Raw genomic sequence first — 16,238 nt, forward strand, 5'->3', positions numbered from 1 at the left:
CCGGATGTTTTCGCGGCACCGTTTTTCAGGGGGATGGGAGCGATCGCACGCAGGCCTCAAACAGGAGGAGATGGGAGCGATCGCACGCAGGCCTCAAACGGGCAATTGAACGGGTTATCAATCGCTGACTACCGTAACTTCACAGATAGTAGAAATAGATTCCGGTTCAGGTAAAATACGCACGCGGGCGAATTTTAAACCGCTGACTCCTTGCAGTGATTCTACCATGCCGGTCTGAACTTTTGGCTCGACCCAACCTTCGCGAGACAAGTAGCGCAAGTATTGTTGGTACTCTTCCCATTCGTCTTCGGTTGAATAAACTACCGTTAACATTCCTGGCTGGGTAATTCGCTCTTGTGCGTCTTTGTCAACGGCTTTCTCGATCCGCTTTTTGACAAGTTCGTAGCGGATGTCGCGAGTGCCTTTGACATCAAACATTTTTTCGGTGTTTTCGTTGTGAAAAATGTCGATCGTGGTATTCTGCACTAAGACTAAATGTGCGAGTTCCATGTTGATTTGAGACTCGGCTTGCAGGCGAAAAACTGTGCGGCCGCAATCGCAAATAGCTCGCAGTTGTTCGTACCGTAAACTGTGTAGGTGAAACTGGCTGAATGTGGGGTCGATCGATTTTCCTGCATAAATCATGTGATCGATGCCGTCGGTGCATTCGATATCGCAGTAGTGGGGCAAAATTTGCTGCATTTTTTCTTGCCAGCGAGCCCAGGTTTCTTGAAGTTTGGTGCTGATTAGGTTCAACATTTGGTCGTAGCGGTTGCGATCGCTGTAAACGCAGTTGTGCTCATTTTCACAGGCTGCTTGGTAAGCTTTAACTGCTGCCTGAACCTTGGGCCCGCACTGCACAAAATAGTCAAAATATACTTCTAAACGCTCGTTTAAATATTCGGCTGCTCGCACCTCCATATCGACTGTTACTTTTTGTTTTAAATGCTGGATGTAGTCGAGCAAGTCGAGTCGCAGTTGCTCGCCGAGGTGGGTAGTTTGTGTTTCGCAAACAGCATCAGCTATGACTAAACCTAAGCGAAATTGTTCGAGCAAATCAGTTTGAATGGCTCGGTTTCTTTCGTCGCTAGAACCGCGAATGTCCGAAATTCCGTATAGCGGATGAACATCAGCAAATACGATTGTTTCGGGAGGTAGTCCCCAACTTCGCCTTTCTGCTTCTTGGGCGAACCGCCACTCGACTGCGGGATGGATGTTGTGAATGTGGGTAAACCGCTCCTGTATGGCTTGCCGCAGGGCTGCAATGAAGGCGGGAATGAGTTCTTGGGCGTGTTGAGCGTCAATGCCGTTGAAGTGATTTGGCCGATCGCACAACAGCCCCACAACTCCCAAAATCCGCTGCCCGCACCCCTCGCGGGTGACGGATTTGACTACGAGGGGCACCAGCAGCATCGATCGAGTTCCCATTCTCCGCAAAGTTCGATCGCACTCGGTTTCGCACTCCCTACGCAAGTCTGGCACATTCCAAACTTGATTTGCTGCTGTGGCCTTCAAAAAGTGAGAAGCTTCTAGGGAGTGCATTGAATAAAGAATCGGCTGCAAATGTTGGCCGTCTTTTGCAACTAATAGCTGTACCTGTTCGCCGTCGGGGCGCAGCAGCAAAGTGCCGTCAGCATGGAAGAGGGATCGCAAACACCGATCGATTCTCTCAAATTTCTCTGGCCGCAGCATCGAATCTTGATCGATCAATAACTGAGTCAGCCGCCGAATTTGCTCCTGCACGGTGACATCAAAACCTTCTAGCAACAGCAAGCCTTCTACGCGATAATTATCCAACTGCAATCGATCGGCTAAATTCTCCAGTTGATTCGGCTGCATCAGCCAAGCTTCCCGTTCCGCTACAGGCATTAATCTTAAAGAAATATCCGCAAATTCATCTATTTTTGAGTCAATTCGAGTAATTTTCAACTGTTCCGAACCCAGCCAAAATTCTATAAATCTAGGTTCTCTGTGTTTGGGATTTTTTACACTCGCCATGACAGGTTCTTCTAGCACCCGTAAACCGTCGATGTCAATTTGATAATATTGCTTAAATACCCAGTGCAAAAGGTGGCGGCGGTACAATTGTTCTGCTGTTTTGCCGTCCCCATCCTCGAACAGTTGCAGCAGAGTGATGTCGGTTTCTGCAAACAAACCGTTGGTAAATTGAGTTGCCAAGGGCGTTTCCTCCCAACCTGCCAAGCGACAAAATGCCGCGTTAGCGTAACGCAGGGCAAAAGTTCCCGGTTGCATTACTGCGATTAAAACGCGGCGATCGCCGAGAAATTGAAACAATCGCTGTAAATCTTGTTTCCACGTTTTCAAGGGTTCAATTTCTGAAGATTGACTGGGTACTTGGCCCGCCAAAGCTTCGAGTAGCTGTTCTATACTTGGTTCGCTGGGCAGATTGTTACTGTCTGGCTTTGTTGGGACGATATCTGTCGCTGGCAGTGATTTTACGGAGTTGTTGTTTTGATGGGAAGACGATTTAGGAGTAGACATGAGTAAAACACCTGAAAGCAGTGGATTTTGCCAAAAAATGTCAGCGATCGGCGATTATGGCTTTGTAAAGAGCTTATATCCTGTTTGTAAAGTTTGTGTATGGATATCGGAAACTGGGTTTTTTCTCGGAGGATGGGCCCAGGGACTTTTACTTTTATTCACAAACAACCTCTCAGTCTCGACGTTATAGGTGATATTAACGTGTTTACTGCCTGGGGGGTAACACCCATTATAAGCGGTAGACAGTAGCGGATAGTGTCAATCGATTTTAGATTTTCTATTTTAGATTAAAGAATTGACCCTAGGGATAAATGCGGGGGCTCTTCTGATTTTCGATTTTCGATTAAAGAATTGATTCCACCGATAAATCACGTGGCGGGTACCACATGAAGAAATTCGTGGTCAGCAACTAATGCTATTTGACTAAAAGGCGAGATATATAGCAGGTTTGGGTTGAATGAAGCACAGCCCTGGTAATTGGGAATTGGGAATTGGTAACTGATACGATCGCGTAACCGAAGTATTGATAATTGTAATTGACTATAGCTCAACAGGTTGCTTGTCATTAATTGAGAAACTAAAAATTGCAGCCCAAATCCAAATTCTTGCTATTTGGCAATAGAATAATTAAAATGTATAATACAGCTAAGAGGATTTTTGAAAGGACATAGTTATGGCTTTAACGGTTAACAATCTTATTGGCGATGTGACGGGATTTCCTGTATTTGCTGGGGGCGGGCCACGTCTTTTGGCATTCGCTACACCCGATGAGATTAACGTAGGGAATGGAAATTTGGCGTCTTTTCCCTGGGGAGTTTGGGGACTCGATGGCAACGATACTATAGGAGGTTCGTCGGATTCTAACGAACGGCTGTTAGGAAATAACGGCAATGATATTATCGGTGGTGGTGGCGGAAATGACATAATTTACGGCGGGAAAGAGGACGATCGCCTGGATGGAAATGATGGCAACGACGTAGTTAGGGGCGACGCCGGAAATGACCTGATCTTCGGAGGGTTCGGGAACGATATCCTGCGGGGAGGGCAAGGAGACGACGATTTAGAGGGCAATGAGGGCGACGATTTCTTAGCAGGCGATCGGGGAGTTGACGTGCTCACGGGAGGCCTCGGTGGTGACATATTCGTCCTCAGAAGCAACGATGAAGCATTTGGTATAGATGGAGCAGATGTCATTACCGATTTTAACTTCGACGAGGGCGATCGCATCGGTTTGACGGACGGTTTAACAGAACTAGACCTTTTCTTTGAAAACGACAATTTGATTGCTTACGATAACGACGGAATCATCAACGACATGGTGATTGAAAACATATTTACCGGACAGATTGTGGGGATAGTTTTAAACACGGACAACTTTGAACTTATCGGTGCATTTGAACAGGCAAGTCCGTTTGCTTTGGCAGTTAACGGTTCTCAATTCCAGTTTTTGGCTTAGTTATTTGTAGGGAATTAGACTGGCAAAATCCCCCATAACCCCCCTTAACAAGGGGGGAACAAGAGCGCTCGAAGTCCCCAATTTCTCCCTTTATATATTATTATGCTAATCTAAAAGTAGAAACTAAAAATCGGGGAAAGTATATATGACCATTGCCACTCACCCCAAATTAACTGCACTCCCGGAACAGCGGTTGATTTTGCCGCTATCAATGACTTGGGAACAGTTCAAAGCTCTGGATTCCTTGCTAGAGTACACTCGCAGTGTTCGCTTGTCTTACCTCGACGGATATGTGGAAATTATGACACTTTCGCCGGAACATGAAACCATTAAATGCCTGCTGGCATTGCTGCTAGGTCAGTTTTTTTTAGAAAAAGATATTAGTTTTAGACCGACGGGCAGTGCTACACTCCAAGGGGAAACAAAAGGCAGCAGCAAGGAACCAGATTTATCTTACTACTTTGGCGAAGACCGGCGGCAGCGAGAAACACCCGATTTGGCGATCGAAGTTGTTTTTACTAGCGGAACTATTAATAAACTGGAATTCTACCGCAGATTTAACGTAGCCGAAGTTTGGTTTTGGGAAGACGGTGTATTTTCGATTTACCAACTGAACTCGGAAGGTTACGATCGCGTTTCTCGGAGTATGCTGTTGCCGGATTTGGATCTAGAATTGCTGGGGAGATGCCTGCAAATGTCCGAAGAAAAAGAAGCTTTGAAAGTGTTTCGGGACGCAGTGCGAGGCTGCTAATTATTTGGGAAGTAGAGGGGCGATCGCGCTTTTTGACAAATTGGGGTGTAAGGGCGATCGCACTTTTGTAGTAACTAGGATATCAGCAGCTAGGGTTTGGGCTTAATCTCTGGTAATTTAAAACTTAATTGGTAATATGGATAAAATCAAGGAGTTTCAGTTTTGATTCTGTTGCTTATTAGCGTGTAGTTATTCTGATAAGCAGCCAGCTTTTCTTTAGCTTTAGCTTCGACAAATGTACCTTGAGGAATAGAACTTAACAAGTTGATCGCCTGCTGCAATTTTGATTGAGCATTCTGCCAGACTTCTTTAGGATGAGGTGGATTATTAACCATGACGGCAGCTTCCCATGCTAGTTTTTGGGCGGATTCTAAATTAGTGGCTGCTTTCTGTTCAGTAACAATTCTATTAGTAATCGCCTGATAGTTAGTTCGATAAACACTTAGCTTTTCTTGAGCTTGAGTTGCAACAGGCGAATTGTCGGGAATTGCCTCTAACAATTTGATTGATTCCTGCCACTTCCCTTGTACTTGCTGCCAATTTTCTAGTGGATGAGGTGGATTTTGAGTCATAACGGCAGCTTCCATTGCTAGTTTTTGAGCGGCTGCTAAATTTGTTGCTGTTGGGTCTGGCTGAGGAGCCGGTGTTAAGGTGGGTGAAGGTTCAGAATTTGGTTTTTGCTCCCCAACATTTAGAGGAATTTCCGAATTTGGTATTGTCTGCTGACTCGGTGAAATTTGAAAGGTAGTTTTCCAGCCGATAAAACCCACAACTCCTAGAGTCAGTGTGGATAGTATCAGTATCCAGCCACTTCTACCCCCGCGTCTTTGCTCTGAAAACATGGTACTGTCAATAGTATTTAGAGATTCTCCTGTCTGTGTGGCTCTTTCGCTTTGCTTACGACTAGGTTTTTTTTGTTCCTTGCGACGGCGTTCTTTTTCTAGGTGTTTAAGAGATTGTTCAGCCTGTCCTCTTAACCTATTAGCCCGGTCAATTAAAGCATTAGCTTTTTCTTTTAAAGATACACATTCATTCAAGATAATTCCTAATGTTGTAGTTTGATCCTCATAAGATATAATAAGCCCATGCTCTTCATCAAACCATTCTATCGCAAACACTGATTCCCCAAAGTAAGATATAAAAGCTTTTATGCGCTCAATTGGCTCGACATTACGTTCAAGATTGTGTAGGATACTATCCAGTTTGGGCAGAACCTGTTTTAGCTGTTCTTGAGCTACCTTTATTTGCTGAACTTGTTCCCTTAAAGTTTGCTCTTCATCAAAGTCTATGTGAATTCTTAAATTTTCATCAATTTGCCTTACTTCTTCTGGAATACTTAGAGATTTCCTTTCCCATTCTAGCTTGATCAATAATTGTGAATCATTTAAAATATTTTCTGCTATATTCTTTAAACCATCGCCCCACTCAATTAAGTTTTCAACATTTTCTATTAAGTCAGCAAGAGACGTTTCCTTATCTGGGTCGCCCAATTTTTCAGCAAGTAAGCCACTCCCTGCCGATACAAGTGCATCTACTAAAAATCCACCAGGTATGAACCAGCCCGCAACTGCGCCTAACAAAGGTATCGCTCCCAAAAATCCTTTATTGAATCTCTCATTATTTAATACTTCTTCAAGTTCCTTGCCAATAGTATTTAGTCGCTTTATAAGATTATCGATCTTCCCAATTTCACGTCTGATTTCACTAGGATTGCCAATAGTAAGTTTCATTTCCTCGGCAATTTCTGGCAGTTGGTTTAGAAGGTTTTCAATGTCAGCCATGATTTACTCTCCTTTAGAGTGGAGGAATCCCCACTCTAGTTTATCAATAATCGTTTAACAGCTAGCTAATTAAAACTTCCACTCGTGGTTGGGATCGGCGAGAGCAGCCTGCACAGAAGATAAATTAGCCAGTTCTTTAAACGGGCTAGACTTAGCAAGCTCTGTAATCGAATCTAATGCTAATCCCAGTTGCTCATTATTACCAGATGCTATTGCTCGATCGACCACATCGAAAAGTTGATTAAAATTTTGCGATCGTTCATCAAAAGAGCGATCGAGGTACTCCATTAATAAGTCACGTTGAGCTTTAATCTTGGCGAGGCTTTCCTTTTCCCAAGCTTTGATTTCACGGCGCTTTGTCCGCTCTTGTTCAGCGATTTGCTTGTACTCAAGGTAATGTGCAATAACTTGCTGAAAGGCATCAGCACCGCTAACAAACGCTGCTATTTTGCTCATTGTTAATTTCCTCACATATTACGGTATTTTGCTTGAATATTCGCCACGGCAGAATTCAGATTTCCTTGGCTATCTAACACAGGGGTTTTCATAATTTCTACAAGGCCTTTCACCAGTAGGGCTACCTGTTGAAACTTAGCAGCATCTTGAACTCGATCAAAGGGTTTTGATTCAAGTTCGTTGAGAAGTAGAGCAACGCGGCTATCTAACTCAGACACCAATTTGCCTAATTCTTTGACTCGCCGTTCGACTTGTCGGATGAAATCTCTAGCCTCTTCAATTTTGGCAACTTCAACGTTAACCTGAGCTTCGTATTCACGTGCTTTCGTTAAAGCTTCCTCACCTTTACCTGCAATTTGGAAACCGCCAACAGCTAAAGCAGGGCCAAGTGCAATACCTCCGAGTACAGCCCCACCTAGTGCCATGCTGCCACCGCCTAACCACGCCGCCACACCAGACATACCGAGTTGAGAAACAGCTACATTGGTACTAAACAAGCCAAAAAATTGAGGAACTGCAACTGTCCCAAAAGTTTGGGCCACGCCTACTGCTGTAGCACCAGCCGCCGCGCCTGCCCCTGCGGATGAAGTCACACCTTGGAATACTTCCTGACCTTCCAGCGCGACAGTTTTGTATTCTTTTAGCTGCTGAATTGATATGCCTTCTAGTCCCGCTAAAAATTTCATATCACTTTGGGAAGCTTTCTGGCCAATGCGTTCGATGAAAGCCACAAACCGCCCAATAGTACGATGCCTTACACGAATTTGCAGTTGACCGTAAACTTCTGCTAATCTGTTGGCTGCTTCCCAGTCTACTTTTAGATCGCTGACTGCTTTCTCGTGTCGATGTTGGGATCGTTCTCCTATTTCCTTGGCTTGATTGATGTTACCAAAGCCTTCAGTACCTTTCACAGCGCCATACGCAGCAGTAGCTAAAACAGCAGCGCCCATAATAAACGGAATTACAAAAATCATAAACTACTCCTTTTCTTCCCAGTAAATCAATCACCCAAAGACACGTTTAGCTCCCAGTTTTTATCCTCCATCTCTTGATATGAATATGTCAAATCGCCTCGCCTACCGATCTGAATTGTGTAAAACTCTGCTTTTCTTATACCATTCACTTCGATAGAAAATTGGCAGTGGTTATCAGATATTATTTTACCTATGCCTAACTCTCCAGTCGCAATGGTTTCTCCTTTATGATCTTTTACTAGCACCTGCCTACCACTTTTAATATCCCCGTAACCTCCTTTTCCATTACAAAACTGACCCACTCCACCGAAGAAGTCATCCTTGAGTGTTAGTGAGCCTTTAATATTGTGATTGAAGCCTAAAAAAGGTATTCCTTTAAAGGTTAGAGTTGCTAAGACAATAACTCCTACTACAATCAAACGTTTTTGACGATCTGGATTTTCATTAATATAATTTTGACCGATGTCTAACAATTCTTTAAATTTTCGTTCTCTAAGCAGCTCAATAATCGGAGTCAATAGATCAGTCAAATTTGCAAATTTATCTGTTGATAATTTTTTTGAATCTGAACTAACCTCTGCCTTTAGCTCAAACTCTCGATTCCAAGCCGGAAAATCCTCACCCGCCTGCTGCCCGTAAACCTTCACAGAAGCGATCGCCCCCGCCTTCAAATTCATCAACTCCCTGCGGACAATCCTGATAGAAGCCTCCTCATCAGGAACCCGATCGCCCTCCAGCATCACCTGCAAACAACCATCTTGCAAACTCGCAGTCGCACTAATCCCCTTATTCTGTAACGGAAAATTTAACAGAGATGCGATCGCCTCCACATCCCCAAGCTTAGCCCGTTCCTTCAAACTAAGCTGATTTGACTCCGTATTTTCACTAGAAATTGCCCGCCCCTCTGTAACATCCGTAACAGGCAACTTTTGCCCCGCCACTTCAAACTCTTGACTCCACGCCGGCACCTTCGCACCTGTCTGTCGCCCGTAAACCTTGACTTTCTCAATCGATGCAGCCCCCAAACCAGCGATCGACTTACTCACCCACACGGCCAAGACTTGCTGACTAGGCGCTTCAGCCGATTCCAGCATCACCTGTAAACAACCATCCTTAAGGGAAGCTGCGGCGGTGATGCCCTTGGCTTGTAGCTGGCGGTTCAGCAGAAGCGCGATCGCCTTTGCATCTCCCTGTTTCGCGAGTTCCAAAATATTCGGTTGTGTCATAACAGGTAGATACAACTAGCGCTGAGCCTAACATTTTCTGCTTTAAGTATAAATTATTTCCTAATTGCCCAAAATTTTCAAGCCATATAAAGTCATATTTAGTAGTTTTTTCCATCCCAAGGAGGTCATAAAAAGTCATATTTAGTTGGTTGCTACTAAAAAAGTCATATTTAGTTGGGTTATAATCTGGTCAACCCCTTGCATATACGTGACCGATGGACGTTGAAGAAGCCTTAAAATTTACAGACCATCTAGCTTTAACTACTACAGGAAAACACTTAGATAGTCTGCAAAAAGCTATACTGCGCGGCGCTTGGGACAATCAGAAATATAAAGAAATTGCACAGCATCACAACCGTTCAGAGAAATATGTTAAAGAAGTTGGCTTTAAATTGTGGAAGCTTATGTCAGTTGCATTAGGTGAGGAACAAGTATGTAAAGCAAACTTTAGAGCTAAATTGGAAAATTTACAAGCTTCTAATATTGTCTCACTTGTCGGGAATGGCTGCATCCATATTGGCAACATCTCTGCTGAAAGTTTGCACTCCCCAGAAGCCTCACAATCTGAACCGCAAGACCAGGATAAATTTAACGAAAAAATAAGCAATTCCGAACCTATACAGCAATTAGACTTATCCGACGCACCCGAAATCTCGACATTTTTCGATCGCACATCCGAACTTTCCACCCTAGAAAACTGGATTTTAAGCCGCACCCGCCTCATCACCATCCTCGGCTTATCCGGTATTGGCAAAACCGCCCTTACCCTCCAACTAATCCCGCAAATTCAACACGAATTCGACTGCATCATCTGGCGAAGCCTCCGCAACGCGCCACCCCTCCAAACACTCGAAACCGACTTAATTCAATTCTGTAGGGGCGGTGCCCCCGTGCCCGCCCCCGAAGAAAGGGCAACCACGGGGGGATTGCCCCTACAATATTTACGATCGCACCGCTGTCTCATCATTCTCGATGACGTGCAAACAATCTTCAGCAGCCAACAACTAGCAGGAAACTACCAACCTGGCTATGAAAACTACGGCGCATTCTTCAAACAAATAGCAGAATCATGCCACAACAGTTGCCTAATTTTGATTAGTTGGGAAAAACCCAGAGAAATTGCTGCCTTAGAAAGCAACCCAAAAAATTGTCAAACATTGCAACTCAATGGTTTAGGCGAACCAGCGCGAGAAATATTTATAGAAAAAGGTTTACTTGAATCGGAAAACTGGTCAAAATTGATAGACATTTACCGAGGAAATCCCTTGTGGTTAAATACCATAGCCGCTGCAATTCAAGACTTGTTTAGCGGCAATATTTCTGAATTTTTATCCTATGATAGCCTAGTCTTAGGAGACTTAGAATATTTATTGCACCAACATTTTCAGCGTTGGTCAGACAGCGAAAAACAAGTAATGTCCTGGTTGGCAAATCAAAACAAAGCAGTTGAAATTTCCAAAAAACCAGCCCTTCTGGAATTGTCCCCTTCAGAATTCCTCAAAGCCGTCGAATCCTTGAGACGGAGGTTATTAATCGAAAAAGTCCAAAAGGGCGATCGCACCCTCTTCCAACTCCAACCGGCGATCGCAGAATACATAAAAACCAACATCAAATAACTTCAAAACCTCCAAATATAAAAACAATCGCCCTTCTACATAAAAGAGCGATCGCCTGTTTTTTTGGGAAGGGATCTCGCTTCAAATCAATAATCAAGCAAACAGCAAGTTTTCTACTAGAGTTTTAGGTTCTGGGAGAGATTTACCATCTACCTGATATTCTTCAACTAAAAGCTCTAATACCTCAACTGCATTCTGCAAAGCGTCTTCGTAGGTATCTCCATGAGTGTGGAACTGCTGAGATGGAAAATCAGGTAAGTGAACTAGGTAGCAGTTATCTTCATCTGACCATTGAATAACAATTATATAAGGTAATTTCATGATTCAGGTTCCTCTTCTTCAATTGCTTTCAATATTCCAATTTTTCGATTAACTTCTCTCTCTAAATACAGTTTCGCATCATCGCCATCATTTCCAGCAATAGTAATTGGTTCATTAGGTAGTAAAGGATGAACCCATCTTGTATGGCTGCCTTTTGCCGAACGATAAGTAAACCCAGCTTTTAGCAGCAGGCTTTTGAGTTCTCGAATCTTTTTGGGCATAAGCAGACATTAAAATTGTGGCAAGGTGACGGAAATACTTTAATCCTATTCCAGAAAGTAGGGTTTGTCAAAACGTACCCTACTACATTAATTTGAATTAGTTTCAGCATCAATCCGCGTAAAAACTCACATCTTATAGCAGTTTTAGGAACAGGCAAGATGCCTGTTCCACAACACATGAATAATTTGCTTGTGGGTTGGGCTTCTAGCCCGCCCTGAAAGGATTATTGAAAAATTAGCAAAACATTAATCCAAACAGCCCCATTTAGCCTTAAAATTAAAAAGACTGACTAGCCAACAATGCCCTATGTTTGAAGCCCTTGCCGATCGACTCGAATCCACCTGGAAAAAACTGCGCGGACAAAATAAAATCTCCGAGTCCAACATCCAAGACGCGCTCAAAGAAGTCCGCCGCGCCCTCCTGGAAGCCGATGTCAACCTCCAAGTCGTCAAAAACTTCATCTCAGAGGTAGCGGCAAAAGCACAAGGCGCAGAAGTCGTTTCAGGCGTCCGTCCCGACCAACAATTCATTAAAATCGTCCACGACGAACTCGTGCGCGTCATGGGGGAAACCAACGTACCCCTCGCCACCGCCGAATCCGGGCCCACAGTGATCCTGATGGCAGGTTTGCAAGGAACCGGGAAAACCACAGCTACCGCCAAACTAGCGCTGCACCTCCGCAAGCAAAATCGTACCGCACTGCTAGTCGCAACCGACATTTATCGACCAGCCGCGATCGACCAATTGCTAACCCTCGGCAAACAAATCGACGTACCCGTATTTGAATTAGGCAAAGACATTGACCCCGTAGAAATTGCCCGCCAAGGCATCGAACATGGCAAACAAATCGGCATCGATACCATCATCGTCGATACAGCAGGCCGCCTGCAAATCGACCAAGACATGATGGCAGAATTGGGCCGCATCAAACAAACAGTACAACCCCACGAAACGCTGTTAGTTGTTGATGCCATGACCGGCCAAGAAGCAGCAAATTTAACCCGCACCTTTCACGAACAAATCGGCATTACCGGCGCAATCTTAACCAAATTAGACGGCGACAGCCGCGGCGGTGCAGCCTTATCCGTGCGGCAAATATCCGGCGCGCCGATTAAATTTGTCGGCGTCGGCGAAAAAGTGGAAGCCTTGCAACCATTTTATCCCGATCGCATGGCATCGAGAATACTAGGCATGGGCGATGTCTTGACGCTAGTAGAAAGGGCGCAAGAAGAATTCGACATCGCCGATGCCGAAAAAATGCAAGAGAAAATGCTCACGGCAAAGTTTGACTTTACCGACTTTCTCAAACAAACCAGACTGTTAAAAAATATGGGTTCCCTCGGCGGCATCATGAAAATGATTCCGGGGATGAACAAACTCTCAGACGAACAAATGCGGCAGGGAGAAGTGCAGCTAAAACGCACCGAAGCCATGATTAATTCCATGACAGTTGAAGAACGCCGCAATCCCGAACTTTTAGCAAGTTCTCCATCCCGCCGCCGCCGCATCGGCAAAGGCGCAGGCTACGCAGAAAACGACGTAACAAAGCTCGTCAGCGATTTCCAGAAAATGCGTACAATGATGCAGCAAATGAGTCAAGGCAACTTTACAGGAATGGGAGGATTGCCGGGAATGCCGGGAATGCCGGGAATGGGCGGCCCCGGAGGAATGCAGCCCGGTTCCCGTGGCTATATGGGTGCCCAGCAGAAGAAGAAAAAGAAAAAAGATAAGCCTAAAAAAGGTTTCGGACAGTTGTAAAAAGCATCTGATATATTGCAAAATTGTCAACAATTTAGGGGCGGGCTCACCAACCATCTTTGAAACAAATCAAACAATCTGATAAACCCGCCCTCCCCCGCACGATGTCAACAATGTAGGGGCGGGTTCACCAACCATCTTTGAAACAAATCAAACAATCTGATAAACCCGCCCTCCCCCGCCAGAATTTACATCCATATTTTAGCCAACAAATTCACGGTACATTTGTAATTTGGGTGGGCGGTACCTTGGTATTTTTGGTTGGGTAGGGGCGGGTTTACTATATTGATTGATGTTTGTCAGACATGGTTGGTGAACCCGCCCCTACAGAATTTATGTCTATTAGTTTTAGGTTTTTTGTGACCGATTTCTACCTAAAAAAGCGAACAATTGAATATGGTACAAACAATTACTCAACCAGAAACTATATCTATAGAATTGCCAAATGCGATCGCCCTTTTTGTCACAGGCGAACAATTCGATATCCTAGCATTGGCAAATCCCGACTTGAGATTAGAAAGAACCGCAGAAGGAGAATTAATAGTGAATCCACCCACCGGAGGCGAATCAGGCAGCCGCAACCTCAGTATCAGTACGCAAGTAGGCAACTGGTGTGAAGCAAACGAAGATTTAGGAGAAGGCTTTGACTCTTCTACCGGATTCATCCTTCCTAACGGTGCTCGCCTTTCTCCCCACGCTTCCTGGGTGAGTCGAACTCGCTGGGAAGCACTAACTGCACAAGAACGCAAAGGCTTTGTTCCGCTGTGCCCCGACTTTGTAGTAGAATTGCGTGAAGCGAAGCTATCCCGTAGGGAATCGGCCTCGGATTCTCTCTCAACCCTCCAAGAGAAGATGCGCGAATATATGGAAAATGGAGCGAGATTGGGCTGGTTAATTGACCCGCAAAACCAGCGGGTAGAGATTTACCGACAGCAGGCAGAAGTAGAAATATCGATCCAGCCGAGTTGTCTGGCGAAGATGTATTGCCGGGATTTGTATTGAATTTGAGGCGAGTGTGGCGATAAACAGCATTCATACAGCGTTCATGCGTCCATCTGCCAACATCTGCGGTTGCAATCCCATCTACTCTCCCAAAGTTCCCTGATACTCATCCGGTACAAATTCCGTAACCACTTGGCCGCCACCACCGTCGCCTTTAACAATCACAGTTTGATTTTTCAACTCTCCCGCCGCCCTCGGCCCAGTCAAATTAAACACCGGATTTAGCTGCCGATAAACCACATTTCCTTCTGCATCAAAAGTCTGATTAGTTAAATACCACGTTACGCGATCGGTATTTAATTGAGATTGACGTTTTTCCCCAATTCCTACCACATTTCCCGTCAAATAAAAAACTTTTTTCTCTAAATCTCCCCGCCCCGTATCCCCAGTCATCGTCACCTTTTCCACGCGGTGAAAAACCTTCACAGGCCCAGGCGATATCACAGATTGCGCCGGAAAATTCCAACTCATCAAACTGCTTTCTATTTGCAGCGGCGGATCAGAAGGCATCAACTGAGCGTTTTTTGTCAGCGTCGCAATCTTGGTTTTTAAGTCTACATCTACTTGGTCGGCAAAACCGCTGTCTGTTACTATTTTATCTTTGTATCTGTCAATTTGAGTAGGTTTGGTGCTGTTTACCTTTTGTTGATCCATAAACCACACTAAGTGCTCGGTTCGCAATTGCAAAACCGGATCTTTAACATTCGCCACCACAGAGCCGAATAACTCCATCCTCTTAGCCCTAGTGAAAACCCGCGCTTCCTTCGCTGAAGCCGTCACCTGTTTGTTCTCTCCCGTCAAATTGTTGCGGACAACTAAAACATCCTCCTTTGGCCGCCACTCCAACTCATTTCCCCGCAATACCACTCCATTTTTAAGGTCAGTAGCGACTATGTTACCTTTGAGAAAAACTTGATTTCCTTCCTGAAATACCTGGCCAGTTTCTCCCTGAATATCGTAAATTTCTTTGCCATCTTGAAACAATTTGCCTACAGGTTTCTGAACGTTAACTATTTTTTTGTCTTTGCTGTAAACGGCATTTTGTGAGTTGACTTTCCAGAACGTCTCGCCCTTTTCGTTTGCTTGTTCTAGAGTTACTTTGTTTAAAGTTAAAGTGCTGTTTGACTGTTGAGCAGTTTGGAGATCCTCAGCTAATTTGTTCTTTTGAGTCTCTTGCGGAACTGCACAAGCACCAATCCCCAAAATCAGTGCTGCTAAAAATAGCAGCCTCAATTTTGGGGAGTTGAGATTGGGAATTTGGGATTGGAGATGAATCATTGGGAATAGGGAATTGATAATAGGTAATTGGGAATGGGAATGGGGAATTGGTAATTGATAATTGGGTCGTGAAAAACACTTAATCAAAAATTAAAAATGTGTCATGCTTTGTCTAAATTTTTAACTTCTAATTCTCAATGATTCAACCCATTAATCATCACCTATTAACCCTTACCAATTACCCATTACCAAATCCCTATCTGTCGTCGTGTTCCTCCATCAAGCTCAAACCAGACAAAGGGCGGTAAGCATAATTAGGGCGCGATGTTTTTTGGATGTCGTCCTTAATCATTTCCAAATCGATATAGCGATCGGCTACATTAATCAAACTGTCGCTCGTCATCGATCGCAAACTCACCACCTCTACCCGCACACCGCGATAGCTCACAGCGTCTACAGCATAAGCCAAGTCGCCGTCACCGCTCACCAAAACCGCCGTGTCGTAAGACCCGACTAAAGCCATCATATCCACAGCGATTTCTACATCCAAATTCGCCTTCTTAGAACCATCTGGCAACTGTACCAAATCCTTAGAAATCACCCGGTAGCCGTTGCGGCGCATCCACAGCAAAAACCCCTGCTGTTTCTCGTTAGTGCGATCGACACCCGTGTAGAAGAAAGAGCGCAGCAGCCGCGATCCCGCAGTTAAACGGCACAGCAGCTTAGTGTAATCAATCTCAATTCCTAACTGCAAAGCCGCGTAAAAAAGGTTAGAACCGTCAATAAAAATTGCCACTCTACCACGATTTTCTAGTACCTGTTCCGGCGTAAAAAGGTCGTTGCTTTCTATTCTATTCAACATGATTGTTATGCCTCAATTTTTATGAAAGATTGGTAAGGAAATAACTGCTAATTCGTAGTCTGTCATCACACCCAGAGCGCTGGCTGCCAACTA

General features: G+C 44.5%; 13 protein-coding genes and 1 pseudogene. 5 read left to right on the forward strand and 9 right to left on the reverse strand.

All coding sequences use genetic code 11. The features are described from left to right. Nucleotides 1-117: 117 nt before the first annotated feature. On the reverse strand, nucleotides 118-2,502 hold the full coding sequence (locus QUB39_RS15665; protein WP_333208354.1) for a GAF domain-containing protein: 2,385 nt from the start codon (nucleotides 2,500-2,502) through the stop codon (nucleotides 118-120). A gap of 673 nt (nucleotides 2,503-3,175) precedes the next feature. On the opposite strand from QUB39_RS15665, the gene QUB39_RS15670 reads away from it, so the two are divergent. Then, complete coding sequence (locus QUB39_RS15670; protein ID WP_333053306.1) at nucleotides 3,176-3,958, forward strand: calcium-binding protein; 783 nt, start codon at nucleotides 3,176-3,178, stop codon at nucleotides 3,956-3,958. 145 nt (nucleotides 3,959-4,103) lie between these two features. Next, the gene (locus QUB39_RS15675) at nucleotides 4,104-4,709 is read left to right on the forward strand and encodes a Uma2 family endonuclease (RefSeq protein ID WP_333397039.1); all 606 of its coding nucleotides are present in this window, start codon (nucleotides 4,104-4,106) and stop codon (nucleotides 4,707-4,709) included. 146 nt (nucleotides 4,710-4,855) lie between these two features. Here QUB39_RS15675 and QUB39_RS15680 read toward each other — a convergent pair whose 3' ends face one another. The 4 genes from QUB39_RS15680 to QUB39_RS15695 form a co-directional block, all read right to left on the reverse strand. Continuing rightward, nucleotides 4,856-6,490: a hypothetical protein gene (locus QUB39_RS15680; protein ID WP_333208352.1), complete on the reverse strand. Its 1,635-nt coding sequence runs from the start codon at nucleotides 6,488-6,490 to the stop codon at nucleotides 4,856-4,858. Nucleotides 6,491-6,559: 69 nt separating this feature from the next. Continuing rightward, nucleotides 6,560-6,946, reverse strand: coding sequence for a hypothetical protein (locus QUB39_RS15685; RefSeq protein WP_333208351.1), 387 nt, complete (start codon nucleotides 6,944-6,946; stop codon nucleotides 6,560-6,562). A gap of 11 nt (nucleotides 6,947-6,957) precedes the next feature. Next, complete coding sequence (locus QUB39_RS15690) at nucleotides 6,958-7,920, reverse strand: hypothetical protein (protein ID WP_333208350.1); 963 nt, start codon at nucleotides 7,918-7,920, stop codon at nucleotides 6,958-6,960. 26 nt (nucleotides 7,921-7,946) lie between these two features. Continuing rightward, complete coding sequence (locus QUB39_RS15695; protein WP_333208349.1) at nucleotides 7,947-9,146, reverse strand: hypothetical protein; 1,200 nt, start codon at nucleotides 9,144-9,146, stop codon at nucleotides 7,947-7,949. Nucleotides 9,147-9,361: 215 nt separating this feature from the next. Here QUB39_RS15695 and QUB39_RS15700 point away from each other — a divergent pair, with 215 nt between their 5' ends. Beyond that, nucleotides 9,362-10,762: an NB-ARC domain-containing protein gene (locus QUB39_RS15700; protein ID WP_333208348.1), complete on the forward strand. Its 1,401-nt coding sequence runs from the start codon at nucleotides 9,362-9,364 to the stop codon at nucleotides 10,760-10,762. A 93-nt stretch (nucleotides 10,763-10,855) separates the two neighbouring features. On the opposite strand, the gene QUB39_RS15705 is transcribed toward QUB39_RS15700, so the two are convergent. Beyond that, nucleotides 10,856-11,083, reverse strand: a complete 228-nt coding sequence (locus QUB39_RS15705) for a type II toxin-antitoxin system HicB family antitoxin (RefSeq protein WP_333208347.1) — start codon at nucleotides 11,081-11,083, stop codon at nucleotides 10,856-10,858. After that, nucleotides 11,080-11,304, reverse strand: coding sequence for a type II toxin-antitoxin system HicA family toxin (locus QUB39_RS15710; protein ID WP_333208346.1), 225 nt, complete (start codon nucleotides 11,302-11,304; stop codon nucleotides 11,080-11,082). The genes QUB39_RS15705 and QUB39_RS15710 overlap by 4 nt, the downstream gene beginning before the upstream one ends. Nucleotides 11,305-11,611: 307 nt before the next feature. Between QUB39_RS15710 and ffh the strand changes: the two genes are divergently transcribed. Both ffh and QUB39_RS15720 read left to right on the forward strand, forming a co-directional pair. Then, nucleotides 11,612-13,063: a signal recognition particle protein gene (gene ffh, locus QUB39_RS15715; RefSeq protein WP_333208345.1), complete on the forward strand. Its 1,452-nt coding sequence runs from the start codon at nucleotides 11,612-11,614 to the stop codon at nucleotides 13,061-13,063. A 396-nt stretch (nucleotides 13,064-13,459) separates the two neighbouring features. Beyond that, nucleotides 13,460-14,088, forward strand: a pseudogene (locus QUB39_RS15720) (Uma2 family endonuclease). A 58-nt stretch (nucleotides 14,089-14,146) separates the two neighbouring features. Here the strand turns inward: QUB39_RS15720 and lptC are convergent. Both lptC and QUB39_RS15730 read right to left on the reverse strand, forming a co-directional pair. Next, the gene (gene lptC / locus QUB39_RS15725; protein ID WP_333053299.1) at nucleotides 14,147-15,343 is read right to left on the reverse strand and encodes an LPS export ABC transporter periplasmic protein LptC; all 1,197 of its coding nucleotides are present in this window, start codon (nucleotides 15,341-15,343) and stop codon (nucleotides 14,147-14,149) included. 196 nt (nucleotides 15,344-15,539) lie between these two features. Continuing rightward, nucleotides 15,540-16,145 (reverse strand): LabA-like NYN domain-containing protein, encoded by a 606-nt coding sequence (locus QUB39_RS15730; RefSeq protein WP_006631885.1) that lies wholly within the window; start codon nucleotides 16,143-16,145, stop codon nucleotides 15,540-15,542. Between the last annotated feature and the right edge of the window lie 93 nt (nucleotides 16,146-16,238).

It is taken from the genome of Microcoleus sp. AT8-B5, assembly GCF_036705565.1.
Classification (GTDB): Bacteria; Cyanobacteriota; Cyanobacteriia; order Cyanobacteriales; family Microcoleaceae; genus Microcoleus.

Excerpts from the sequence above, each read along its gene's own strand:
- QUB39_RS15670 (WP_333053306.1), top strand. The coding sequence starts at position 3,176 with ATGGCTTTAACGGTTAACAATCTTATTGGCGATGTGACGGGATTTCCT.
- QUB39_RS15675 (WP_333397039.1), top strand. The coding sequence starts at position 4,104 with ATGACCATTGCCACTCACCCCAAATTAACTGCACTCCCGGAACAGCGG.
- QUB39_RS15700 (WP_333208348.1), top strand. The coding sequence starts at position 9,362 with ATGGACGTTGAAGAAGCCTTAAAATTTACAGACCATCTAGCTTTAACT.
- QUB39_RS15680 (WP_333208352.1), bottom strand. The coding sequence starts at position 6,490 with ATGGCTGACATTGAAAACCTTCTAAACCAACTGCCAGAAATTGCCGAG.
- QUB39_RS15685 (WP_333208351.1), bottom strand. The coding sequence starts at position 6,946 with ATGAGCAAAATAGCAGCGTTTGTTAGCGGTGCTGATGCCTTTCAGCAA.
- QUB39_RS15695 (WP_333208349.1), bottom strand. The coding sequence starts at position 9,146 with ATGACACAACCGAATATTTTGGAACTCGCGAAACAGGGAGATGCAAAG.
- lptC (WP_333053299.1), bottom strand. The coding sequence starts at position 15,343 with ATGATTCATCTCCAATCCCAAATTCCCAATCTCAACTCCCCAAAATTG.
- QUB39_RS15665 (WP_333208354.1), bottom strand. The coding sequence starts at position 2,502 with ATGTCTACTCCTAAATCGTCTTCCCATCAAAACAACAACTCCGTAAAA.
- QUB39_RS15730 (WP_006631885.1), bottom strand. The coding sequence starts at position 16,145 with ATGTTGAATAGAATAGAAAGCAACGACCTTTTTACGCCGGAACAGGTA.
- QUB39_RS15710 (WP_333208346.1), bottom strand. The coding sequence starts at position 11,304 with ATGCCCAAAAAGATTCGAGAACTCAAAAGCCTGCTGCTAAAAGCTGGG.
- ffh (WP_333208345.1), top strand. The coding sequence starts at position 11,612 with ATGTTTGAAGCCCTTGCCGATCGACTCGAATCCACCTGGAAAAAACTG.
- QUB39_RS15690 (WP_333208350.1), bottom strand. The coding sequence starts at position 7,920 with ATGATTTTTGTAATTCCGTTTATTATGGGCGCTGCTGTTTTAGCTACT.
- QUB39_RS15705 (WP_333208347.1), bottom strand. The coding sequence starts at position 11,083 with ATGAAATTACCTTATATAATTGTTATTCAATGGTCAGATGAAGATAAC.